The 21,176-nt window shown below is 73.4% G+C and carries 19 protein-coding genes and 1 pseudogene; 8 read left to right on the forward strand and 12 right to left on the reverse strand.

Annotated features, from left to right (window positions below; all coding sequences use genetic code 11):
* The 5 genes and pseudogenes from AMK19_RS28300 to AMK19_RS28320 form a co-directional block, all read right to left on the reverse strand.
* Positions 1 to 542, reverse strand: a pseudogene (locus AMK19_RS28300) (cytochrome P450); the annotation flags it as partial.
* Positions 543 to 583: 41 nt separating this feature from the next.
* Positions 584 to 1,201: a GTP-binding protein gene (locus tag AMK19_RS28305; RefSeq protein ID WP_073816656.1), complete on the reverse strand. Its 618-nt coding sequence runs from the start codon at positions 1,199 to 1,201 to the stop codon at positions 584 to 586.
* Entirely contained in the window at positions 1,182 to 1,535 is a 354-nt protein-coding gene (locus AMK19_RS28310) for a DUF742 domain-containing protein (RefSeq protein ID WP_073816659.1), read from the reverse strand. The genes AMK19_RS28305 and AMK19_RS28310 overlap by 20 nt, the downstream gene beginning before the upstream one ends.
* A gap of 13 nt (positions 1,536 to 1,548) precedes the next feature.
* A complete protein-coding gene (locus AMK19_RS28315; protein WP_073816661.1) occupies positions 1,549 to 1,956 on the reverse strand; it encodes a roadblock/LC7 domain-containing protein in 408 nt (135 codons plus the stop codon).
* Positions 1,953 to 3,608 carry an ATP-binding protein gene (locus AMK19_RS28320; RefSeq protein WP_073816664.1) on the reverse strand — a complete coding sequence of 552 codons (1,656 nt, stop codon included), beginning with the start codon at positions 3,606 to 3,608 and terminating at the stop codon, positions 1,953 to 1,955. Before AMK19_RS28320 ends, AMK19_RS28315 begins: the two co-directional genes overlap by 4 nt.
* Positions 3,609 to 4,159: 551 nt before the next feature.
* Here AMK19_RS28320 and AMK19_RS28325 point away from each other — a divergent pair.
* Both AMK19_RS28325 and AMK19_RS28330 read left to right on the forward strand, forming a co-directional pair.
* Positions 4,160 to 5,713 carry a CehA/McbA family metallohydrolase gene (locus tag AMK19_RS28325; RefSeq protein ID WP_073816667.1) on the forward strand — a complete coding sequence of 518 codons (1,554 nt, stop codon included), beginning with the start codon at positions 4,160 to 4,162 and terminating at the stop codon, positions 5,711 to 5,713.
* A gap of 120 nt (positions 5,714 to 5,833) precedes the next feature.
* Positions 5,834 to 6,208, forward strand: a complete 375-nt coding sequence (locus AMK19_RS28330) for a nuclear transport factor 2 family protein (protein WP_073816670.1) — start codon at positions 5,834 to 5,836, stop codon at positions 6,206 to 6,208.
* Positions 6,209 to 6,281: 73 nt separating this feature from the next.
* On the opposite strand, the gene tyrS is transcribed toward AMK19_RS28330, so the two are convergent.
* Positions 6,282 to 7,691, reverse strand: coding sequence for a tyrosine--tRNA ligase (gene tyrS / locus AMK19_RS28335; RefSeq protein ID WP_073816672.1), 1,410 nt, complete (start codon positions 7,689 to 7,691; stop codon positions 6,282 to 6,284).
* Between the two features lie 533 nt (positions 7,692 to 8,224).
* On the opposite strand from tyrS, the gene AMK19_RS28340 reads away from it, so the two are divergent.
* Entirely contained in the window at positions 8,225 to 8,893 is a 669-nt protein-coding gene (locus AMK19_RS28340) for a DUF5995 family protein (protein ID WP_143200436.1), read from the forward strand.
* Between the two features lie 93 nt (positions 8,894 to 8,986).
* Here the strand turns inward: AMK19_RS28340 and AMK19_RS28345 are convergent, their stop codons facing one another.
* The 4 genes from AMK19_RS28345 to AMK19_RS28360 all read right to left on the reverse strand — a co-directional run bounded on the left by AMK19_RS28345 (position 8,987) and on the right by AMK19_RS28360 (position 13,106).
* On the reverse strand, positions 8,987 to 10,426 hold the full coding sequence (locus AMK19_RS28345; protein ID WP_073816908.1) for a GuaB1 family IMP dehydrogenase-related protein: 1,440 nt from the start codon (positions 10,424 to 10,426) through the stop codon (positions 8,987 to 8,989).
* A gap of 194 nt (positions 10,427 to 10,620) precedes the next feature.
* On the reverse strand, positions 10,621 to 11,250 hold the full coding sequence (locus tag AMK19_RS28350; protein ID WP_073816677.1) for a hypothetical protein: 630 nt from the start codon (positions 11,248 to 11,250) through the stop codon (positions 10,621 to 10,623).
* A gap of 84 nt (positions 11,251 to 11,334) precedes the next feature.
* On the reverse strand, positions 11,335 to 11,979 hold the full coding sequence (locus AMK19_RS28355) for a response regulator transcription factor (RefSeq protein ID WP_073816680.1): 645 nt from the start codon (positions 11,977 to 11,979) through the stop codon (positions 11,335 to 11,337).
* Positions 11,970 to 13,106, reverse strand: coding sequence for a sensor histidine kinase (locus tag AMK19_RS28360; protein WP_073816681.1), 1,137 nt, complete (start codon positions 13,104 to 13,106; stop codon positions 11,970 to 11,972). Before AMK19_RS28360 ends, AMK19_RS28355 begins: the two co-directional genes overlap by 10 nt.
* A gap of 176 nt (positions 13,107 to 13,282) precedes the next feature.
* Here AMK19_RS28360 and AMK19_RS28365 point away from each other — a divergent pair, with 176 nt between their 5' ends.
* On the forward strand, positions 13,283 to 13,462 hold the full coding sequence (locus AMK19_RS28365; RefSeq protein WP_241844631.1) for a hypothetical protein: 180 nt from the start codon (positions 13,283 to 13,285) through the stop codon (positions 13,460 to 13,462).
* Between the two features lie 46 nt (positions 13,463 to 13,508).
* Here AMK19_RS28365 and AMK19_RS28370 read toward each other — a convergent pair whose 3' ends face one another.
* Complete coding sequence (locus AMK19_RS28370) at positions 13,509 to 14,168, reverse strand: DedA family protein (RefSeq protein ID WP_073816687.1); 660 nt, start codon at positions 14,166 to 14,168, stop codon at positions 13,509 to 13,511.
* 216 nt (positions 14,169 to 14,384) lie between these two features.
* The gene (locus tag AMK19_RS28375; protein WP_083647441.1) at positions 14,385 to 15,125 is read right to left on the reverse strand and encodes a lytic transglycosylase domain-containing protein; all 741 of its coding nucleotides are present in this window, start codon (positions 15,123 to 15,125) and stop codon (positions 14,385 to 14,387) included.
* Positions 15,126 to 15,794: 669 nt separating this feature from the next.
* On the opposite strand from AMK19_RS28375, the gene AMK19_RS28380 reads away from it, so the two are divergent.
* The 4 genes from AMK19_RS28380 (at position 15,795) to AMK19_RS28395 (ending at position 20,867) form a co-directional block, all read left to right on the forward strand.
* On the forward strand, positions 15,795 to 16,736 hold the full coding sequence (locus AMK19_RS28380) for an AEC family transporter (protein WP_241844632.1): 942 nt from the start codon (positions 15,795 to 15,797) through the stop codon (positions 16,734 to 16,736).
* A gap of 101 nt (positions 16,737 to 16,837) precedes the next feature.
* Complete coding sequence (locus tag AMK19_RS28385; RefSeq protein WP_073816689.1) at positions 16,838 to 18,337, forward strand: SDR family NAD(P)-dependent oxidoreductase; 1,500 nt, start codon at positions 16,838 to 16,840, stop codon at positions 18,335 to 18,337.
* Positions 18,334 to 18,822 (forward strand): nucleotide triphosphate diphosphatase NUDT15, encoded by a 489-nt coding sequence (locus tag AMK19_RS28390; protein ID WP_241844633.1) that lies wholly within the window; start codon positions 18,334 to 18,336, stop codon positions 18,820 to 18,822. Before AMK19_RS28385 ends, AMK19_RS28390 begins: the two co-directional genes overlap by 4 nt.
* 380 nt (positions 18,823 to 19,202) lie before the next feature.
* Entirely contained in the window at positions 19,203 to 20,867 is a 1,665-nt protein-coding gene (locus AMK19_RS28395; protein WP_443135049.1) for a WXG100-like domain-containing protein, read from the forward strand.
* Positions 20,868 to 21,176 lie beyond the last annotated feature (309 nt).

Here is a 21,176-nt window from a genome sequence, read left to right on the forward strand (position 1 = left end):
GTCATCACCAGCATCGGCAGGTGCTCGGCGAACTGGGAGACCAGTTCGACCTGGCCGGCGGCGCCGAACTCGGCGATCAGCTGGTCGGCGAAGCGGGTGACGTAGCGTCGCATGCCGCGCCGGTCGAAGCTGTTGAGGCCGTCGGTGACGGCGGTGCGCAGCCGGCGGTGTTCCTCGCCGTCGACGAAGGAGCAGGTCGGCTGCCAGGCGATGACGGGCAGCACCGGGGAGTCGGGGGCGACCCGGCCCTCCCGGAACTCGGTCCAGCGCCGGGAGTCGCGGGAGAACCGGGACGGGGTGCGCATGGCGGTGAGGTTGGCGGAGTAGCCGAGCACCAGCCAGGCCGGCAGGTCGCCGTGCAGCAGGACGGGCGCGACCTCGCCGTGTTCGGCGCGCAGCTTCTCGTACAGGCCGGCCGGGTCGGCCTCGGCCTCGGGCCCGAACAGCCGCCGCAGGTCGTCCTGGTCGAGGGGGGTGGCGCCGTGGGCCGGGCAGCCGGGCGGAGGGACGGCGCCGTTGTACGTGCGCTCTTCGGGGATCACTGAGGTCTCCGGGGGAGAAAGGTCGGGGCGGTGAGGGGGCGTCAGCCGACGGGCTGCGCGGCGAGTTCGTACAGGTAGCGCATCAGGGCCATCAGCACGTCGCGGCTGGAGTCCCGCAGGCGGGCGTCGCACTCGACGATCGGCACGTGCGGCGGCAGGTCGAGCGCGCCGCGCAGTTCGTCGAGCGAGTGCAGCGGGGACTCGGGGAAGGAGTTGACGGCGACGACGAACGGCACGCCGCGGGCCTCCAACCGGCCGAGGACGTCGAAGCTGACTTCCAGGCGTCGGGTGTCGACCAGCACGACCGCGCCGAGCGCGCCTTCGAACAGGCCGTTCCACAGGAACCAGAAGCGTTCCTGGCCGGGGGTGCCGAAGACGTACAGCACGAGTTGGTCGCTGATGGTGATCCGGCCGAAGTCCATCGCGACGGTGGTGGAGCTCTTGCGTTCCACCCCGGCCAGGTCGTCGATGCCGACGCCGGCCTCGGTCATGGTCTCCTCGGTGGTCAGCGGGCGGATCTCGCTGACCGAGCCGACCAGGGTGGTCTTGCCGACTCCGAAGCCGCCCACGACGACGACCTTGACGGCCGCGGCCACCGTGGCCGGGAGCAGTTCGGCCTCGCCCGGCCCACGCACCGGCTCAGAGCCGCTGAAGTCCATGGATCACTGCCTCCAACAGGGAAAGGTCGGGAAGGGCGGCCTGCGGGATGGGTGCGCGGGCCTCGATCTTGTGCGCGGCGATCAGGTCGGTCAGCAGGACGATGACCAGGCTGTTCGGGAGGCGCAGGTAGGCCGAGATCTCGGCCACCGACAGCGGCGAGCCGCAGATCCGCAGGATCGCGGCGTGCTCGGGCTGCATCGTGGGTTCGGGCCGGGAGCGGGCGATGATCAGCGTGACCAGGTCGAAGCCCGCAGCGTCCTGCTGCCGGTCCCGGCCCCGGGTGATCACGAAGAACCGCTCGGGGCCGCCCTCTTCCCAGTCCTGGTTTGTCATCGGGTGCCCCGACTCACGCGAGCTGTTCGCCGGTGCGGGCGGGTGTGGTGAGGTGCTCGCCGATCCGCGCGACCAGGTCGCGCATCCGCTGGCCGACCAGTCCGGCGTCCACGCCCTCGTCCGCGAGCACCGCGAGGAAGGCCCGCGAGCCGGCGGCCATCAGGTAGAAGAAGCCGCCGCCGACCTCGATCACCACCAGCCGCATCCGGCCGTCGCCGTGCGGGAACTCGTTGCCGACCGCGTGCGCCAGGCTCTGCAGTCCGGCGCAGGCCGCGGCCAGCCGGTCGGCGGTGTCCGGGTCGGTGCCGTGCTGGGCCAGCCGCAGGCCGTCGGCCGACAGGACGATGGCGTGCCGTGCGTGCGGGACACTCTCCGCGAGGTCCCTGAGCATCCAGTCCATGTTGGTCCGTTGCTGAATCACTTCTCGCCTTTCCCTGCTGAGTCTTCACTGGCGTGGCGGCCGTCCGCCGGGTCACCGGGCGTGCTGCCGTTGACGCCTTCGGTGAACGCGGCCAGCCACAGGCCGGGCTGGACCGGCTCGGCGGCGGCGGGTACGGGGGCCTGCCGCGACCGGGGGGCGGGTGCGCCCGGGCCGCCGCCGCGCAGCTCCGCGCCGTGGCGGCGGCGCTGCGGCAGGCCGGTGGCAGTGCGCTCGGTCACTACCGGGTAGTCGTCCTCGGCCGGGGACGGCGCGGGCACCCGCGGGGCGGCGCCGCCGGCGGGCGGGAAGGCCGCGGCGGCGGCGAATCCGCCGGCCGGCGTGTGGGTGGCGGCCGGGGTGTGGGTGGCGGCCGGGGTGTGGGTGGCGACCGGCTCGTCGGCCGGCGGGGTCCACGCCGCGTTCTCCGGGTTCATGGGTTGCTTCTGGTTCGCCATCGGGTGTCCGGTGGCCATCCGGCCGATGCCGTGCGCGCGGCTGGGCGCGGGCGCGGTGGTGATGTAGCGCTGCGGGACGATGAGCACGGCCCGCACGCCGCCGTACGCGGACGGGCGCAGCGAGACCTGGAAGCCGTAGGCGCGGGACAGTCGGCCGACCACCGCGAGGCCGAGCCGCGGGGTCTCGCCGAGGTCGTTGAGGTCGATGCCGGACTGCGCCTCTTCGAGCATCCGTTCGGCGCGGGCGCGGCCCTCCTCGCCGAGGCTGAGGCCGCCGTCCTCGATCTCGATCGCGATGCCGGTCTGTACCTCGACGGCGGTGAGGTGGACGTCGGTCTGCGGCGGCGAGTAGCGGGTGGCGTTGTCGAGGAGTTCGGCGAGCGCGTGGATCAGCGGTTCGACGGCGGAGCCGACGACGGCGACCTCGGACACCGGGTGCAGTTCGACCCGGCGGAAGTCGAGGATTCGGGAGATGCCGCCGCGCAGCACGCTGTACAGCGGGACGGGCCGGCTCCACTGGCGGCCGGGGCGGGCGCCGCCGAGGACGGCGATGGAGTCGGCGAGGCGGCCGATCAGCGCGTTGCCGTGGTCGAGGATCAGCAGGTCGTCGAAGACGGCGGGCAGGTCGCCGTGCCGGTCCTCCATCTGCCGCAGGTCGACTGCCTGGCGGTGGACGATCGCCTGCACGCGGCGGGCGATGTTCACGAACGCGCGCTGGGCGGCCTCGCGCATCGCCTCCTCATTGTCGACGGCGTCGAGGGTGGCGCGCAGCACGGCGTGCCGGGCCTCGTGGAAGTCCTCGCCGGCGTTGGCCAGGTGGCGCTGTTCGTAGGAGCGGAGCACGTCGGTGATGAACTCGCCGCGCTGGAGCCGCTCGACGGCCTCGGGCAGTTCGTTCTTGGCGAGGTCGAGCATGCCGGCCTGCTGGCGGGCCAGCCGGGTGCGCAGCTCCTCCTCCCGGCGGACGCCCTCCGCGCGGGCGTCTTCCAGGGCGCGGCCCCGGCGGGCCGCCGAGAGGCCGGCCGCCGCCACGGCCGCGGTGCCGACCAGACCGCACAGCAGGATTCCCACGATCGTCTGCCCGGAACCGGCCGAGGCGGCCAGGGCCGCCGTCGCGCCGATCACGACCGCGGGCAGCAGGCCGACGAGTACGGCTGCGGGCAGCCGGTTTCCTGGCGACGATCCGGGTCGAAGCATCGGTGTCCTCATACGTCAAAGGGATGGGAACGCGGTCCGGGCAGTGCGGCGGGGCCCGGGCGCGAAGCAGCATAGCCGGTGCACGACAGCTCCGACTGTTCGTCAGCATCCTTTTCCACCAGCCGAGTTGTGCTGGTGGGAGGAGGTGTCGAACACTCGGCGGAACTCGCCTTGCTCCCCTCGCCGGGGCTCTTAGGCTTGTCGCACCGCGCACTCTGCAGCAGCCTCCCGCCCCGGATTCACCCGGACGAGCGGCAGTCGCGGCGATCCCCCGGCACCGGCCCTCGGGCGGTGCTAAGGCCTGCGGGCCTCGTTCGGGGACCGACAACGACACGGCCCGCACCTCCGACGAGGAGGAACGAGCCCTGTCCGGCATATTACTGACGGATGATCAATTCGTCATATTCATGCTGGTTGTTCACCTGATGCCCGCACCGCGTCCGGCCGATCTTCACCGACTCTCCGCCCGGCCGTGGGCCGCACCTCATCACCGGTTCATCCCGCCGGGTAGGCAGCCGGGCGACCGGCCCGCCGCACCCGAGGAGATCGCGATGACCGACCAGCTCCCCTTCCCCGAGCGTCCCTTGCCGGCCCGCCGGACTCTGCTGCGGGCCGGCCTGGTCGCCGGTTCCGCCACCGCCCTGACCTCGGTCGCCGACCGGGCGCACGCCGACTCCGACACCACCCTCACTCTCACCGGTCAGCTACCCACCGGGGCACCGGACTTCCTCCACCTCCCCTTCGACGTCCCGCGCGGCGTACGGGAGATCGCGGTCTCCTACAGCTACGACCGGCCCGCCGTCCCGCCCGGCACCCCGGGCAACTCCTGCGACATCGGCATCTTCGACGAACGCGGCACCGCCCTCGGCGGCGACGGCTTCCGCGGCTGGTCGGGCGGCTTCCGCACCGAGTTCAGCCTCTCCCGGGAGGCCGCCACCCCCGGCTACCTGCCCGGACCGATCAACCCCGGCACCTGGCACGTCGTCCTCGGCCCCTACCAGATCGCCCCCGCCGGACTCGCCTACACCGTCCAGGTCACCCTCCGCTTCGGCGCCCCGGGCCCCGCCTTCACCTCCGCCTACCCGCCGGAACGCGCCCGCGGCCGCGGCCGGGCCTGGTACCGGGGCGACTGCCACCTGCACACCGTCCACTCCGACGGCCGCCGTCTGCCCGCCGAGGTCGCCGCCGGAGCCCGCGCCGCCGGCCTCGACTTCATCGTCTCCACCGACCACAACACCTCGTCCTCGCACGCCACTTGGGGGCCGCTGGCCGGACCCGACCTGCTGATCGTCCCCGGCGAGGAGGTCACCACCCGCAACGGCCACTGGCTGGCCCTCGGCCTCGCCCCGGGCCAGTTCGTCGACTGGCGCTACCGGGCCCGCGACAACCAGTTCCCGCGCTTCGCCCGCCAGGTCCACCGAGCGGGCGGCCTGGTGATCGCCGCCCACCCCTACTGCCCCTACGTCGCCTGCCAGTGGAAGTTCGGCTACCAGGACGCCGACGGCGTCGAGGTCTGGAACGGCCCCTGGACGTACGACGACGAATCCGCCGTCGACTCCTGGGACGCCGCTCTCGCCACCGCCCTCCGCGACGGCCGCGACTGGCTGCCCGCCCTCGGCAACAGCGACGCCCACAGCGCCCCGCAGATCATCGGCTCCCCGCACAACGTCGTCCTCGCCGACGACCTCAACCGCACCGCCGTCCTCGCCGCGCTCCGCGCCGGGCACAGCTGGCTCGCCGAATCCGCCGCCGTCCAACTGGAGTTCACCGCCACCGGCCACGGCCGCCGGGCCGGCATCGGCGAACGCCTCACCGTCCCCGCCGACGCCCCCGTCGACATCGCCCTCACCGTCTCCGGCGTCCCGAACGGCACCGCCCGCCTGATCACCGACGAGGGCCAACTCCACCAGTCCCCCCTCCCCGCCGACGGCGCCCCCGCCACCATCACCTGGCGCACCACCGCCTCCCTCGCCACCTACGTCCGCGCCGAAGTCCGCCACCCCAGGCCCGACGGCACCCCCGGCAAGGGCAACGCCATGGGCCCCGACCTCCCCTGGGGACCGATGGCCGCACTCACCAACCCGATTGTTCTGCAAGGCTCCTGACGATCCGTCACTCACTCCCCTGTCGAAGGCCTGCCGTCTTCCCGACGGCGGGCCGCCGGCGTACCGTCACGGCGAAGGCGACCGCCTCCACCCACCGCCGCCCGACCCAGGGAGCGCACCATGCCTCGTACCGACATCCGCGCCGCCCTCCACGACCTCGTCTTCTCCCCCGAGCTGGACCTGAACGAGGCCGCCGAGCGCCACATCACCCCCGACTACGTCCAGCACACCGACGGCAACCCCCTCGACCGCGACGCCTTCCTCGCCCACATCACCCACCTCCGCGAGTCCGTGGCCTCCGGGGTGATCGAGGTGCACCAGGAACTCTTCGACGGCGACCAGTACGCCGACCGCCACACCGCCACCATCTCCATGAAGGACGGCTCCACCCTCCGCATGGAGGTCCACCTCTTCGGCGAGTTCGCCGCAGACGGGCGCTTCCGCCGCGTCGACGAGACCACCCTGGTCCTCGGACCTCCCGCCGACGCGCACTGACCCCCGCCACCGGACCCCACGACGGGGTCCGGTGAGCGCCGTGGAAGTCCGTACGGCAGCACCGCTCCCGGCGCTACGTCAGCTCCAGCACCTTCCGGCCGCAGCGCAGGAACACCCGCCGCTGCGCACTGGCCCGCGCCAGCTCGTGGGTGCCGAGCAGGACGAGCAGGCGTTCGTCGGCGTCGGCGCGGGACAGCGGGACGGTGTGCTGCCGGCCGTCGGTGTGCTCCACCACCAGTTTCAGCCCGCCTGCCTCGGCGACCCGGCGGACCTGGTTGAGGCTGGGGAGTTCGGCGGTGACCTTCGCCAGCAGCTCGGCGGCCGTCGCCGCGCCGTGCCGGGCCGCGTCCACCGCGGGCAGCGGGCCCGCGTCGGAGAAGCGGCGTTGGGAGAAGCGGGCCCGGAAGGCGTCGCGGGCGGCGAGCGCGGCCGGGACGCCGTGCACGGCAGCGGTGACGGCGGCCGCCAGCAGGGTCTTCACCGCCATCGGGTGGCGGCGGCCGTCGGCGGCCTGGGCGAGCAGCAACTCGACCTCCTCGTCGAGGAGTTCGGTGAGCAGCCGGAGGTAGTCCGGCAGCAGTCGGTCCGCGCAGGCCATCAGGCGGCCGAACATCTCCTCGGCGGGGAAGGCCAGTCCGACGTAGTTGTTCTTCGACTTGCTCATCTTGGCGCCGGTGCCGTCGGTGCCCTCGATCAGGCCCGTCGCCAGCACCACCTCCGGATCCTGACCATGGACGGTCTGCACCCGGCGGCACATCTGGAGGTTCAACAGCTGGTCCAGGCCGCCGAGTTCGATGTCGGCGACCAGCTCGACGGAGTCCAGCGCCATCACCACCGAGTACACCAGCTCGGCCAGCGTCAGCCCGCTGCCCTCGGCCAGCCTGGTCCGGAAGTCCTCCCGCTGGAGCGCCGCCGAGGCCGGCAACCGGGACAGCACGCCGAGGAAGTCGGGCAACTGCATCGCCCCCAACCACTCGCCGTTGAACCGGAATTCGGCCCGCTCGAAGTCGAAGAACGGCCCGACCTGCGCACGGTAGGTCGCGACGTTGCGCGTCACGTCCTCGGCGGTCAGCGGCGGCCGCTCCGCACTGCGCCCGGACGGGTCGCCGATCCGCGCCGTCACGTCGCCCACCAGGAACACCACCCGGTGGCCCATCCGCTGCAACCGGCTGGCCAGGATCATCGGCACCGCATGCCCGAGATGCACCTCGGCGCCCGTCGGATCGATGCCGTACTTGACCGTCAACACCCGGCCCTGCGCGAGCAGTTCACCCAACTGCCGCTCGCCGGGCAGCACGGCCGCCGCCCGCGACCCCAGCAGCGCGGCCTGCCGCGCCGGATCCAGCCCCGCGAGATCGGCGACCTGCCGCTCCGCCAGCACCTCCAACAGCCGGCCGAGCGCCGGCCCTTCCCTCAACTCGCTTGATTCTTCGAGCAGTTCACTCAGCAACACAACACTGCGGTCGAATGCGGTGGCAGCCATGGCCATCCTCTCGGGCGTACAGGAACAACGGACGTCGAACGCACCCGCCCAGCACACGAGGCACCACCAAAACAACGACGACCGCACCTGCACCCAGGCAGGCGGGCATCACCACAGGTCGTCAACAATCCGGAGGCCCGGCCGCCGCTACTTCAGGCAGGCCGGAGGGCGGTGGGGACCGCCACTAATATCGCTTCACCACGCGAAACCTCCGGGAACAGGAACGGCAGAACTCCTCAGCCCCACCGTGACCGCCCATTCTGCACCATCTTTTCCCCCACCCGCACCGGATTTATCCGCTCCCGCCCCCGCCCGATCCGATCTCCCGAACCCGGCACGGCAGTTGGCGGCACAGATCACCCATCGCCCCGACCACCGCCCGATCCCCGGCCCGCTGTCCGCCGCCCACCCTCCTCTGCACCCGCACCCGACCCGAAGAGTCCGCGCGTCGCGGTCGGGCAGGGGTCTGGACAGCTGCCATCGTGGGCACATCATCTCTTTGTCGGATCGTCACCGAGGGAGGATGGATGTCCATGACCGCACCTGTGCTGACGGTGGATCAGGTGGTCGACCGGATGGTGGGGATCGCCACGGGGTTGCCCCTCACCGACGGAGTGGCCGTCTTCAACGCGATGTACCTGACCGTGACCCGCCTGGTCCGCGACCATCTCGCCGTCGCCTACTTCGACGACCCGGCGACCATGGCGGAGCTCGACGCCGTGTTCGCCGCCCGCTACCTCGCCGCCGTCGACGACGACCGCACCGGACGGCGCCCGGCGGCATGCTGGCGGCCGCTGTTCGAACTGCGGGCCGCGCCGCACGTGCATCCGCTGCAGTTCGCGCTGGCCGGAATGAACGCCCACATCGAGAACGACCTGCCGCTCTCCGTCCTGGACACCTGCCGCCTGACCGGCCGCCCGCCGGAGCGGCTGCACGCCGACTACCTGCGGATCAACACCCTGCTCGCCCAGGTGGAGGCCCAGGTCCGCGCCACCCTGCTGCCCCAGGGAGCGGCCGACCCCCTCCTGCACATCGTCGGCGTGTGGAGCATCGACCACGCCCGCGACGCCGCCTGGGCCTCCGTCCTCGCCCTCTGGGAACTCCACCGCCTGCCACCCGCCTACCACGCAGTCACCGACGCCCTCTCCGGCTCGGTCGGCATGGTCAGCCGCGCGCTGCTCACCCCGCTGCCCCTCGACTAGAGCTCCGCGCAACGTCCCGGGCGGCCGATCGCCGAGGCGGGAGACGGAGCGAGCGGGCTCCCCGGGGTGGGGGGCCCGCTCGGGCGGGGGGGGTCAGGCCCAGCTGGAGTGCAGTGGCTTGCCCTCGGCGTAGCCGGCGGCGCTCTGCAGGCCGATGATCGCGTTCTGGTGGAACTCCTCGAGGTCGGCCGCGCCGGCGTAGGTGCAGGAGGAGCGGACGCCCGCGACGATCGAGTCGATGAGGTCCTCGACGCCGGGGCGGGTCGGGTCGACGAACATTCGGGAGTGCGAGATGCCCTCCTCGAACAGGGCCTTGCGGGCCCGGTCGTAGCCGGACTCCTCGGCGGTGCGGTTGCGCACGGCGCGGGCCGAGGCCATGCCGAAGCTCTCCTTGTAGTGGCGGCCGTCGGCGGTGGTCTGGAGGTCGCCGGGCGATTCCAGGGTGCCGGCGAACCAGGAACCGATCATCACGTTGGACGCGCCGGCGGCCAGTGCCATCGCGACGTCGCGCGGGTGCCGGACGCCGCCGTCGGCCCAGACGTGCTTGCCCAGGCGGCGGGCCTCGGTCGCGCATTCGAGGACGGCGGAGAACTGCGGCCGGCCGACGCCGGTCATCATCCGGGTGGTGCACATCGCGCCGGGGCCGACTCCGACCTTGAGGATGTCCGCGCCGGCCTCGACCAGGTCGCGGACGCCGGCGGCGGAGACCACGTTGCCGGCCACGATCGGGACCTGCGGGTCGAGGGCGCGCACCGCGCGCAGCGCGCTGATCATCGACTCCTGGTGGCCGTGCGCGGTGTCCACCACGAGGACGTCGGCACCGGCCTCCAGCAGGGCCTTGGCACGGCCGGCGACGTCGCCGTTGATGCCGACGGTGGCGGCGATCCGCAGTCGGCCGGAGGCGTCGACGGCGGGGGTGTAGAGGGTGGCGCGCAGCGCGTTCTTGCGGGTGAGGATGCCGACCAGGGTGCCGTCGGCGGCGACCACGGGGGCGAGCTTGCGGTGCCCCTCGTTGAGGCGGTCGAACGCGGCGCGCGGGTCGATGTCCTCGTCGAGCAGCAGCAGGTCGCGGGACATCACGTCGGACAGACCGGTGAACCGGTCGACGCCCTGGCAGTCGCCCTCGGTGACCACGCCGACGGGCTTTCCGCCGTCGACGACGACCAGCGCGCCGTGGGCGCGCTTGGGCAGCAGCGCCAGGGCGTCGGCGACGGTGTCGCCGGGGGCGAGGGTCAGCGCGGTGTCGTGCACCAGGTGGCGCTGCTTGACCCAGCCGATCACCTCGGTGACGACCTCGATCGGGATGTCCTGCGGGATGGCGACCATGCCGCCGCGGCGGGCGACGGTCTCGGCCATCCGGCGTCCGGCGATCGCGGTCATGTTGGCGACCACCAGCGGGATGGTGGTGCCGGTGCCGTCGTGGGCGGAGAGGTCGACGCCCTGCCGGGAGCCCACGGCGGAACGGCTGGGGACCATGAAGACATCGTCGTACGTCAGGTCGTACGCAGGCTTGAGGTCGTTCAGGAAGCGCATGAAGGGGGCTCTCTGGGTCGGGAGGAACGTTTCACCGGGGGCGCGGTAGACGGCGGTGCCGTGCGGCACGTTCCGGGCGCGCCGCACCCAGGGTTCAATCCTCACGGATTCCCCCGCCCGGAGCCAGCTCACGCGGGAATCCTGAAGATCGACACAAGCGGACGGCCGCCCTTCCACAAGCGGCTTGGAGGAAGCTACAAGATCGTCGAGGCGAGTCGGCGGCCCTCCGCCAGGAAGGCCGTGGTCGCGGAGAGATCGCCCAGCTCGGCGAGGGTGCGGGCGGCCCCGAACGGGGCGTTCCAGAACCCGCCGGAGCGCGGCGTGGGCGGGCCGACGTACGCGTACGGCTCGGCCAGGAAGGAATCGCCCGGTGACAGCCCGTAGTTGACGCCGTCCACGGCGACCGCCAGGTCGAAGTGCTCGGGCCACAGCACCGGGTCGGCCTGCGCGAACAGCGCCCGCAGCGCGGCGTCGCCGTGCGCGAAGCAGGCGGCGACGGCGTCCGCGCCCGCCGCGTCCAGCTCCAGCGGCTGGTCGAGGGGCACGCCCGAGCCGTCCGGGTAGAGGCCCTCGGGGCGGCCGGGGACGATCCCGGCGGCCGCGCCGAGCTCCGCACAGCTCATCCCGGGAAGGTCCAATGCCCGTCCCACGCTGAGCAGTTGGGCGCTGCGGACGCGCAGCCGGGGCTCGAAGCGGGTGGCGAACCCGCCGGGGTAGGCGCGCAGTCGGACGGTGCCGGCGACCCGGTACTGCGGGCCGGCCAGCAGGTGTTCGGCCACCGCGTGCAGCGCGGTGCGGGCCTTGGCGAACCGCTGCGCATCCATACCGCCATCCTCGCGCGCGGCGCGGGCGCGGTCCAGGGGCCACCGCCCCGGAGGCGAAGACCTCAGGCTCCCTTCAGGTTCCCCTCAGGCTCCGAGGTAGCGCAGCACGGCCAGCACCCGGCGGCTGTAGCCGGCCGTGCGGGGCAGCTCCAGCTTGTCGAACAGCGAGTTGAGGTACTTCTCGACGGCGCTCAGCGACAGGTGCAGCCGCTCGGCGATCGCGGTGTTGGTGTGGCCCTCGGCGAGCGCCTCCAGGACGGTGCGCTCGCGCGGGGTGAGCCGGGCCAGCGGGTCGGCGTGCTCGGTGCGCACCACCAGGCGGCGCACCACCTCGGGGTCGATCACCGTGCCGCCGGAGCCGACCCGGGCGAGCGCGTCCAGGAACTCGTCCACCTCGGCGACGCGGTCCTTGAGCAGGTAGCCGACCCGTTCCGCGCCGGACGCCAACAGCTGGGCGGCGTAACCGCGTTCGATGTGCTGGGAGAGCACCAGCACGCCGACCTCGGGCCGGCTGCCGCGGATCCGCACGGCGGCCCGCACGCCCTCGTCGGTGTGCGTGGGCGGCATCCGGATGTCGACCACCACGACGTCCGGCGGGTCGGCGTCGACGGCGGCGAGCAGCGCCTCGGCGTCGCCGACGGCGGCCAGTACCTGGTGGCCCTCCTCGGCGAGCAGCCGGACCAGGCCCTCCCGCAGCAGGGTCGAGTCCTCGGCGACGATCACCCGCACGGCAGCTCCGCAGTGACGACGGTGGGGCCCCCGGCGGGGCTGTGGACGTGCAGGGTCCCGTCGAGCGCGGCGACCCGGCCGCGCAGCCCGGACAGGCCGCCGCCCGCCGGGTCCGCGCCGCCCCGCCCGTCGTCCTCGACCCGGACGGTGAGCCGCGCGCCGTCCCGGTCCACGGCGACCTCGATCGCGGCAGCGGCGGAGTGCTTGGCGGCGTTGGTGACGCACTCTGAGACCACGAACCAGGCGGCAGTGAGCACCGGCCCGGGCAGTGCTCCGGACGCCCGGTGGCGGACCCGCAGCGGGATCGGGCAGCGTTCGGCGAGGCCGGCCAGCGCCTCGTCCAGGCCGAGGGTGTCCAGCGCGGACGGGTACACCCGCCAGGCGACCTCGCGCAGTTCGGTGAGCACCTCGGCGGCCTCCCGGTGGGCCTGGCGCAGCAGGTCGTCGGTGCGCTGCGGGTCGCCGCCGCGCCGGGCCCGGCCGAGCAGCAACCGCAGGGCGACCAGGCGTTGTTGGACGCCGTCGTGCAGGTCGCGTTCGATCCGGCGGCGTTCGGCGTCCACGGCGTGCAGCACGGCGGCCCGACTGTCGGCGAGTTCGGCGATCCGGTGGCGCAGCAGTTCCGCCTCGGACGGGCCGAAGCAGTCCCGGGCCAGCCGGGCGTCCAGGTCGGCCAGCGAGGCCAGGCCCTGCACTGCGAGGAACAACAGGACGCCGCCGAGCAGCACTTGGCCGAGCAGGTCGGCGACGCTCAGCGTGCCGCGCAGCGCGCCGGCCGCGAGCAGCACCACCAGGACGCCGCCGAAGCCGATCAGTCCGAGCACCAGCCCCGAGACCAGCCCGGCGCCGCTGCGACGGGCCAGGTAGCGCAGCAACTCCCTTTCGCCGACGCGGTAGTGGGCCGGGAACCGGTCGCCGAACCACACCGCCCGCCGGGCCCGCTCCAGGCCGGCCAGCCGTGCGACCCCGCCGTGGAACGCCCTCCGCGCCCGCGGCCACGGCCCCAGCACCGCGCCGACCAGCACCAGGTACAACGCGGCGACGGGCGCGGTCAGCACCCCGAGCAACCCGCCGACGGCCCGGCGCGGCACGGAAACGGCCTCCTCCACGATCGCTTCCTCCCCCATGGAACAAGATCCTACTGTCCGTCATGATCGGTTGCCCGTCGACGACTTGATGCGACGCCGGGTACCCGTCCGCCGACCGGACGCGGGCGACATCAGGTGGCCGCCGTCGCCGCCGCGTCCCTGAGGTCGCGGGCATCACGTACATCGCTGTCGATCCGGCGACGATCACACCGGAGATGGCTTCGCAGATCCGCACCTGGCGATGCGACGAGGACTGCACCTGGCGCGCCGTGGCCCAGGCCGCGACCGACCTGTGGGGCTCGGAGTGGGGCAGCAACCAGATCTACGGCAGGGACCTCTGCGTGGCCGCGGCGGAGTTGCTGGGCGAGGACCCCGACCGAGAGCCGTGGAACTGACCTCGCCGAACGGCGCCTGCGGCCCCGGGGCCGGGCGCCCGGCCGGTCAGCGGGCGCGGCGGTGGCGGGCGTCGCGGCCGCGCAGGCGGAGGCCGAGGTAGCCGGCGATCGCGATCAGGGCGAGGACCAGGACCACCTTGGAGAAGATGCCGACGTAGCTCTCGACCACGTCCCAGCGGTCGCCGAGCACGTAGCCGGCCATCACCAGCACGGTGTTCCAGGCCAGGCTGCCAACGGCGGTGAGGGCGGTGAAGCGGGGCAGGGCCATCCGTTCGACGCCGGCCGGGACGGAGATCAGGCTGCGGAAGATCGGGATCATGCGGCCGAGCAGCACCGCCTTGGTGCCGTGCCGGGCGAACCAGGCCTCGGTCCGTTCGAGGTCGGAGGTCTTGACCAGGGGCAGCCGGGCCCAGATGGCGTGCATCCGGTCGCGGCCGAAGACCGCGCCGAGCAGGTACAGGGCGAGCGCGCCCGCCACCGAGCCGGCCGTCGTCCAGCCGAGGGCGGAGAACAGGCTGAGGGTGCCGCGTCCGGCCGCGAAACCGGTCAGCGGCAGGATCACCTCGCTGGGCAGCGGCGGGAAGAGGTTCTCCAGGGCGATGGCGAGGCCGGCACCGGGTCCGCCGAGAGTGTCGACGAGGCCCGCCGCCCAGCCGGCGACGCCGCCGGTGGGGGCCTGTTCGGCTGCCAGGGAAACGATCTGCATGGCCGGGTTCTCCTTGAACAACGGGTGCCCCCGGGCCGCTCGCCCGGGGTCGTCACTCATCCTGGAATCCGCAGCTCAGCGGCGGTACGCGGTTTCCCACCCAGCCCGATTACGGGTTTCCGCACCCCTCTTCCCGTACCCCTCTTCCCGCACCCCCCGGACACGCGACCGGCCCCCCGTGGTGATCCACAGGGGGCCGAGCGGTCAAAGGGCGGCTTAGTAGCCGCGCCAGTAGGCGCCGTAGCCGCGGGCGGCGGCCATGTTGTCCATGGAGCCGTAGCGGGCGTCGCAGTAGCGCGAGCTGGCGATCAGGTTGTCGACGGGGTTCCGGATGTCGGTGTGACCGGGCAGCGCGTAGGCGCGGAAGGTCGGCTGGATCATCTGGGTCAGGCCGATGGACGGGGTGCCGTTCTTGGCGTTGATGTCCCAGTTGTTGATCGCGTTCGGGTTGCCGGAGGACTCGGCGATCGCCGCGGCGCGCATCGCCTTCGCGGACGGGACGGGCTTGCCGGCGGCGCCCAGCACGTCGCGGGCCTCGGCGATCCAGCCGTCCAGGTTGTTGGCGTAGGTCGGCTTCGCGGGCTCCGGCGCGGGCTCGGGCTGCGGCGCGGGAGCGGGCGCGGGCGCCGGCTCGGGCTGCGGCTGCTGCTCGGGCTGGGGCTGGGGCTGCTCGGCGGGCTGCTGCTCCTGCTGCGGCTGCTGGTCCTGCGGCTGCTCGGCGGGCTGCTGCTGGTCCTGCTGCGGCTGCTGCTCGGCGTTCTGGCCGTCGGTGGCGACCGCGGCGGTCTCGGCGCGGGCGGGGGAACCGGCGAACGCCTGGGTGGCGGGCAGCAGGGCGCCGACGGCGATCGCACCGGCCAGGCCCACGCCGAGGAAGGCGTCGGGCATCCGGTGGTGGCCCATCCGGACGTGGCGGATCTGCGGCAGTCGGCCGAGGTTGTGCTTGATGCGTCGCATGTCGGGTACCTCCGAGAGTCGTGTTCCAGGTCACGCCGAACCCGGGTCGGGCAAGGGGGGACCGCCGCAGCACTGCGGGGTTTCCATCGGCCCAGGACGGCCGGCCCGGCGGCTCGTGCTCACCGGGGGCGCTGCGCCGCGTTGGATTCGCGGTCTGCTGCGCCGTGAGGCCCCGTGAGCATCGGAACGGCTCGGGGCACAACCACGAGATTGCCGGAGCCCCAACCCGGCGGCAAACACCCCGAAATGGGGCACATCGAGCCCCCCGACCGGCCCGCTTCCCTTGCGCGCCAAGGAAATCGACCCTCCGCCGGGGCCGTTGTTCCCAGCCGCCTATGAGCGACCTCACAGGCTGCTCGCAGCAAGCGCCAACCCCGCCCGGCGGCAGGGAATTTGGGGCCGCGCCCAAGCGTCCCAAGGCCTCCGGGCCTCCCCCGGGTCGCCCGCGGCCCGTCTCGGCCCGCGGCGCCCTGTGACCCCGGCCACCGACCGTCCGCTGTGACCGGGCTCTCGCCCCGGCGACCCACCGCAGCCGCCCCGCCACCCGTCGCGCCCGGCCTGTGACCGGGGCCACCGGGCGGCCGCCCGGACCGGCTGTGACCGGGGCCACCGGCGACCCCGCTGAACGACCGTTCGGGCACGCCTGGTTGACTGCGGCGGGAGGTCGGGGTGGAAGCGTTGGTCGCGGCGTTCGCGCCGATCTGGGTGTTGACGGCGGTCGGCTGGCTGGCCGCGCGGACGGGGCTGCTGGGCGCGGACGCCGAGACGGTGCTCGGCCGGTTCGTGTTCCACGTGTCGATGCCGGCCGCGCTGTTCACGGTGGTCGCCCGCACCGATCTGGCGGGGTTCGCCAACACCTCGATGCTGGCGTTCGCCGCCGGCACCCTGGTCGCTTCCCTGCTGGCCCTGCTCGCGGGCCGCCGGCTGCTGCGCCGCACGCCCGCCGAGCGGACGGTGGCGGTGATGGCGGCGGGCTACGTGAACTCCGGCAACCTCGGCATCCCGGTGGCCGCGCAGGTGCTCGGCGACGCGTCCTTCGTCGCGCCGGTGCTGCTGTTCCAGGTGCTGCTGGTGACCCCGGTCATGCTGGCCCTGCTGGACTCGGCCACCGGCTCCGCGGCCCGCCCGGCCGAGCGGCTGGGCCGGCTGGCGCTGCTGCCGCTGCGCAACCCGGTGATCCTCGGCGCGGGCCTGGGCGCGGTGTTCTCGGCAACCCACTGGCGGCTGCCCGGCCCGCTGGCGCACTCGGTGGACCTGCTGGGCGGCGCGGCCGTCCCGGCGGCGCTGGTCACCCTCGGACTCTCCCTGTACTCCCCGCCCGGTGCGGCGGCGCAGCGCCCGGACCGGGCCGAGCTGGCCGTCACGGTGCTGCTGAAGACCGCCGTCCAGCCGCTGGCCGCGCTGGCAGTGGGCGCGCTGCTGCTGCACCTGCCGGGGCCGCAGCTGCTGGCGGTGGTGCTGCTGTCGGCGCTGCCGACGGCGCAGAACGTGTACGTGTACGCCCGGCTGTACGGCGCGGCGCCGGTGCTGGCACGGTCCTCGGTGCTGGTGTCGACGGTGCTGTCGATGCTCGGCCTGTCGGTGATCGCCTGGGCGCTGGGCGGGCATTGAGCGCCGGGCGCCTGTGCGGCAGGTCACAGGCTTCGCCCCGGCCGGGCCCGCTCACGTAGAGTTCGCGCGGTACCGATGGGGAGATTGAGGAAGCATCCGCAGTGACGAACGCGCAGACCGAGCCGGGCAGCACCCCGGTCGAGGACGACATCGACTACGGCAAGGGCATCGACCCTGAGCGCCTTGAGCTGTGCCTGAGCGTCATCGCCGAGCTGGACGAGATCCACGTGGACCACCCGGACGCGATCCGGATCCGGATGGCCGTCGGCGGGATCTTCCGCACCCTGAAGCAGCGCCGCCGCCAGGAGACCCGGGCCCGCAAGACCGCCAACGACCGTGCGGTGACGTCCCGGACGGCGACCGGCGCGCCGGGCCGGATCGACGACGAGACGGCGGGTGTGTTCGGCCTCAGCACGGAGACCACCTCCGAGCTGGCGGGCGTCCTGGAGCGCGCCCGCTCCTGCTACATGTGCAAGCAGCGGTACACCGAGGTGGACGCGTTCTACCACCAGCTGTGCCGCAACTGCGCGGCGCTCAGCCGGCAGCGGCGGACCGCCCGCGCCGACCTGACCGGCAAGCGTGCGCTGCTGACCGGCGGCCGCGCCAAGATCGGCATGTACATCGCGCTGTGCCTGCTGCGTGACGGCGCGCACACCACCATCACCACCCGCTTCCCGAACGACGCGATCCGCCGCTTCTCCGCGATGCCGGACAGCGCCGAGTGGATCCACCGCCTGAAGGTCGTCGGCATCGACCTGCGCGACCCGGCGCAGGTGATGGCGCTGGCGGACGAGGTCGCCGCGGACGGCCCGCTGGACATCCTGATCAACAACGCGGCGCAGACCGTACGCCGCTCCCCCGGCGCGTACCGGGAGCTGATCGCCGCCGAGTCGGCGCCGCTGCCCGCGGGCGCACTGCCCGCGTCCACGGTGATCGGCCGGTTCGGCTCGGGCGCGGTGGACGTGCCGGCGCTGCCCGGGCAGAGCCGCGGCGAGCAGCCCGCGGTGAGCGCCGAGGAGGTCACCTCGCTGGCGCTGGTGACGGGTTCGGCCTCGCCGGAGCGGATCGCGGCGGGCACCGCGATCGACGCCGGCGGCCTGGTGCCGGACCTGGCGGACACCAACAGCTGGGTGCAGACCGTCTCCGAGGTCGGCCCGATCGAGCTGCTGGAGGTGCAACTGTGCAACTCCACCGCCCCGTTCATCCTGATCAGCCAGCTCCGCCCGGCCCTGGCCGCGTCCAAGGCGCGCCGCAAGTACGTGGTCAACGTGTCCGCGATGGAGGGCGTGTTCGACCGCGGCTACAAGGGCGCCGGCCACCCGCACACCAACATGGCCAAGGCCGCGCTGAACATGCTTACCCGCACCAGCGCGCAGGAGATGTTCGAGAGCGACGGCATCCTGATGACCGCCGTCGACACCGGCTGGATCACCGACGAGCGCCCGCACCCGGACAAGATGCGCCTGCACGAGGAGGGCTTCCACGCCCCGCTCGACCTGGTGGACGGCGCGGCCCGGGTGTACGACCCGATCGTCCGCGGCGAGCTGGGCGAGGACCTGTACGGTTGCTTCCTGAAGGACTACCAGAAGGGCAAGTGGTGACGGACGCTCAACTCCCGCTCGGCCCGCACCCGTTGCCGCCGCTGGTCGGCGCGGGCGTGATCGTGCCGACCGGGGACGGGCGGGTGCTGATCGGGCGGCGCACCACGGCCGGCGAGTCGCCGACCTGGAGCCTGCCCGGCGGCAAGGTCGACCACCCCGGCGAGTCGTTCGAGCAGGCCGCGGCCCGGGAGTTGGCCGAGGAGACCGGCATCGTGCTGCCCGCCGAGCAGATGCGGGTGCTGGCGGTGCTGCTCGACCACGAGCTCGGCCGCACCCGGGTGACGGCGGCGGTGCTGGCCCCGCCGAGCCTGGCCGAGGCGCTGGTCACCGAGCCGCACGCGTGCGCCGGCTGGGAGCGCTTCCCGGTGGACGCCCTGCCGGAGCCGATGTTCTACCCCTCCGCCCAGGTGCTGGCGGCCTGGCTGCCGGACCACCGCGCCGCCGACGGCACCTGGCACTACCCGGCGGCCGCCCCGCAGCACTGACGGCCCCTCGGTTCGGACCCGGATCGTCCGGATGCGTATTGTGCGGCTTTCCGCGCCGGCCCGTCGCCCTCTCCGGGCGGCGGGCCGGTGCCGTCTCCCGCCCCCCGGCCCGCCCCGATCCGCCGCCCGGCGGGGACGGTTCGTCCACCCGAACACCCAAGGCGACCTGCACGGAAGGCCGTTGGCGACTCCCCGACGCCCGACCCGGCCCTGACGGCTCGTCGGGAGGGCCGCGTCGGGCGAGTGCTGCGGGCAGGTACCGATTCGCCGACGGTGCGGCAAACACTGAGGTTTGCGAGGTGGTCGGCGGCGTGCGGTATGTGTATCGTCGCAATGCGCTATCAGGGACTTACCGCGGGCAGCATCATGGGGGCGGGCAAATGGCGGTGCAACTTCCATCGGGGCTCAGTGGCCTAATCGGCCTTCTAGGCGTGCGTTTCCCCGGTGCCAATGAAGACGAACTGAACAGACTGGCAAGCCAGTTGGAGAAGTTCGCCGGTGCTCTGGACTCCGCCCAGATGGCGGCCGACAAGGCACTGACGATGCTCCACGAGGTCTACAAGGGCGCCTCGGCCGACCGGCTGTCGGAGCTGTGGAGCACCATCACCAAGTACTCCAAGGTGATCGTCGAGGCCTGCCAGACCATCGCCAAGGTGCTGCGCGCCGCGGCCGTGATCATCGAGGTGGCCAAGACCTCGTCGATCGTCCAGCTCTTCTCCATCCAGGCGAGCCTGGCGGCGGCGTCCTCCACCGGCCCGTGGAGCACCGCGGCGGTGCTGCGGCTCGGCCGCGAGCTGATGAACCGGCTGCTGTCCGAGGCGGTCTCCAAGCTCGGCCACGCCCTGCTGCAGCCGATCGAGGACATGATCGTCAAGGCGGCGCAGCACATCGTGCCGACGCCGGCCAACAACTCCAACGGCCAGGGCTTCGACGTCGACGTCGCCCAGGTCGCGCAGTGCGCGGCCGACCTGCGGCGCGGCGCGGACGACATCGAGTCGCACGGCACGGACTTCAAGCGGATCGTGTCGGGCCTGAAGATGGGCGAGTCCGGCGACCCGTTCGGCAAGCTGGTGATCCAGGTCGCGGAGAAGATCCTGCAGACCATCGCCGAGGACGTCCTCAAGCGCATCCTCGGCTCGTTCCGCGACACCGCCGGCAAGATGGACAAGCTGGCCGGCAACCTCAGCGACAACGAGGACGCCAACCAGATGTCGCTGAACAGCATCTCCTCGCTGGTGTCGAACCCGCTCAGCCCGAACCTGAGCAGCGGCACCGGCACCGGTCTCACCTCGACCGGCGGCTCGCGGTCCGGCGGCTCCTCGGACGCCGGACTCGGCGCGTTCGCCGCGCTGATGCCCAAGCTCGGCCCGGTCGGCAGCGGGAGCTCGCGCGGCGGCAGCGGCAGCGGGATCGACACGCTGGGCCTGAAGGGGCCGAACCTGAAGAACATCGGCTCCTCATCCGGCGGCCACGGCGGCGGCGGGGGCGGGGACTCGTCCGGCTCGGGCGGCGGCATCGGCGCCGCGGGCGGCTTCGCCACCCGGCTCGCCATGCCCGGCGGCAGCGCCGGCGGCAAGAACGGCGGCACCCGGCTGGGCACCAGCCTGGAGGGCGGCCACGACGGCCCGGTCGGCGGCGGCGCCGGTTCCGGCTCCGGCAGCGGCGGCACCGGCACCTCCACGGCGGGCGTGGCCCGTCCGATGCCCGCCGGCATGATGGGCGGCGGCATGCACATGGCCGGCGGCGGCAGCTACGGCCCCGTCGGCGGCAGCGGCATCCGCGGCGCCCAGCGTCGCGGCCCCCAAGCCGGCGGCTCGGGCGACGGCACCGGCGGCGGCGGCGGCGAGAACCCCGCAGACGGCGTGATCGCCGACGCGAACGCCACCGCGATGGGCGCCCACTCCGCCCTGCAGCTCGGCCGCGTCGCCCCCGTCCGGCGCGAGCCCCCCGAGGAGCGCGCCGAACGCGACGACCGGTACGACGACGACTTCGATGCCGACCTGTCCGACCTCCCGGAGTTCACCGAGTTCTCCGACCCCACCTGACCCCGCACCCCCCGAAGGGCCCCGCGCCCGGGCACCCGCCCGGACCCCGGGCCCTTCGGCATGCCCAGCGAGCCCGGCGGGCAAGGCAGTTGACGCCCCGCCTGTGCAGCCCCCCTGCCCGAGCCAAGGCCCCTCCGGGGGACGGTGAGCCAGATCGGCTGCCCACCGCCCTCCGCCACGGCCAGCGAGCCCGGCAGGCAAGGGAATCGACGCCCGGCCGCACCGCCCCGCCAAGGGCAGAAGGCCCGGCGGGAGGCAGCCGACTGCCCGACACCGCCCCGCCGAACACAAGAGGACCAGCAGGCTGGG

It is taken from the genome of Kitasatospora sp. CB01950 (genome assembly GCF_001905465.1).
Classification (GTDB): Bacteria; Actinomycetota; Actinomycetes; order Streptomycetales; family Streptomycetaceae; genus Kitasatospora.

What these genes read in the sequence shown, in the direction of transcription:
- AMK19_RS28345 (WP_073816908.1), bottom strand. Translation starts at nt 10,426, where the DNA reads ATGCGCTTCCTGAACGACCTCAAGCCTGCGTACGACCTGACGTACGAC.
- AMK19_RS28330 (WP_073816670.1), top strand. Translation starts at nt 5,834, where the DNA reads ATGCCTCGTACCGACATCCGCGCCGCCCTCCACGACCTCGTCTTCTCC.
- AMK19_RS28320 (WP_073816664.1), bottom strand. Translation starts at nt 3,608, where the DNA reads ATGCTTCGACCCGGATCGTCGCCAGGAAACCGGCTGCCCGCAGCCGTA.
- AMK19_RS28365 (WP_241844631.1), top strand. Translation starts at nt 13,283, where the DNA reads ATGGCTTCGCAGATCCGCACCTGGCGATGCGACGAGGACTGCACCTGG.
- AMK19_RS28350 (WP_073816677.1), bottom strand. Translation starts at nt 11,250, where the DNA reads ATGGATGCGCAGCGGTTCGCCAAGGCCCGCACCGCGCTGCACGCGGTG.
- AMK19_RS28375 (WP_083647441.1), bottom strand. Translation starts at nt 15,125, where the DNA reads ATGCGACGCATCAAGCACAACCTCGGCCGACTGCCGCAGATCCGCCAC.
- AMK19_RS28305 (WP_073816656.1), bottom strand. Translation starts at nt 1,201, where the DNA reads ATGGACTTCAGCGGCTCTGAGCCGGTGCGTGGGCCGGGCGAGGCCGAA.
- AMK19_RS28395 (WP_443135049.1), top strand. Translation starts at nt 19,203, where the DNA reads ATGGCGGTGCAACTTCCATCGGGGCTCAGTGGCCTAATCGGCCTTCTA.
- tyrS (WP_073816672.1), bottom strand. Translation starts at nt 7,691, where the DNA reads ATGGCTGCCACCGCATTCGACCGCAGTGTTGTGTTGCTGAGTGAACTG.
- AMK19_RS28325 (WP_073816667.1), top strand. Translation starts at nt 4,160, where the DNA reads ATGACCGACCAGCTCCCCTTCCCCGAGCGTCCCTTGCCGGCCCGCCGG.
- AMK19_RS28370 (WP_073816687.1), bottom strand. Translation starts at nt 14,168, where the DNA reads ATGCAGATCGTTTCCCTGGCAGCCGAACAGGCCCCCACCGGCGGCGTC.
- AMK19_RS28340 (WP_143200436.1), top strand. Translation starts at nt 8,225, where the DNA reads ATGACCGCACCTGTGCTGACGGTGGATCAGGTGGTCGACCGGATGGTG.
- AMK19_RS28360 (WP_073816681.1), bottom strand. Translation starts at nt 13,106, where the DNA reads ATGGGGGAGGAAGCGATCGTGGAGGAGGCCGTTTCCGTGCCGCGCCGG.
- AMK19_RS28310 (WP_073816659.1), bottom strand. Translation starts at nt 1,535, where the DNA reads ATGACAAACCAGGACTGGGAAGAGGGCGGCCCCGAGCGGTTCTTCGTG.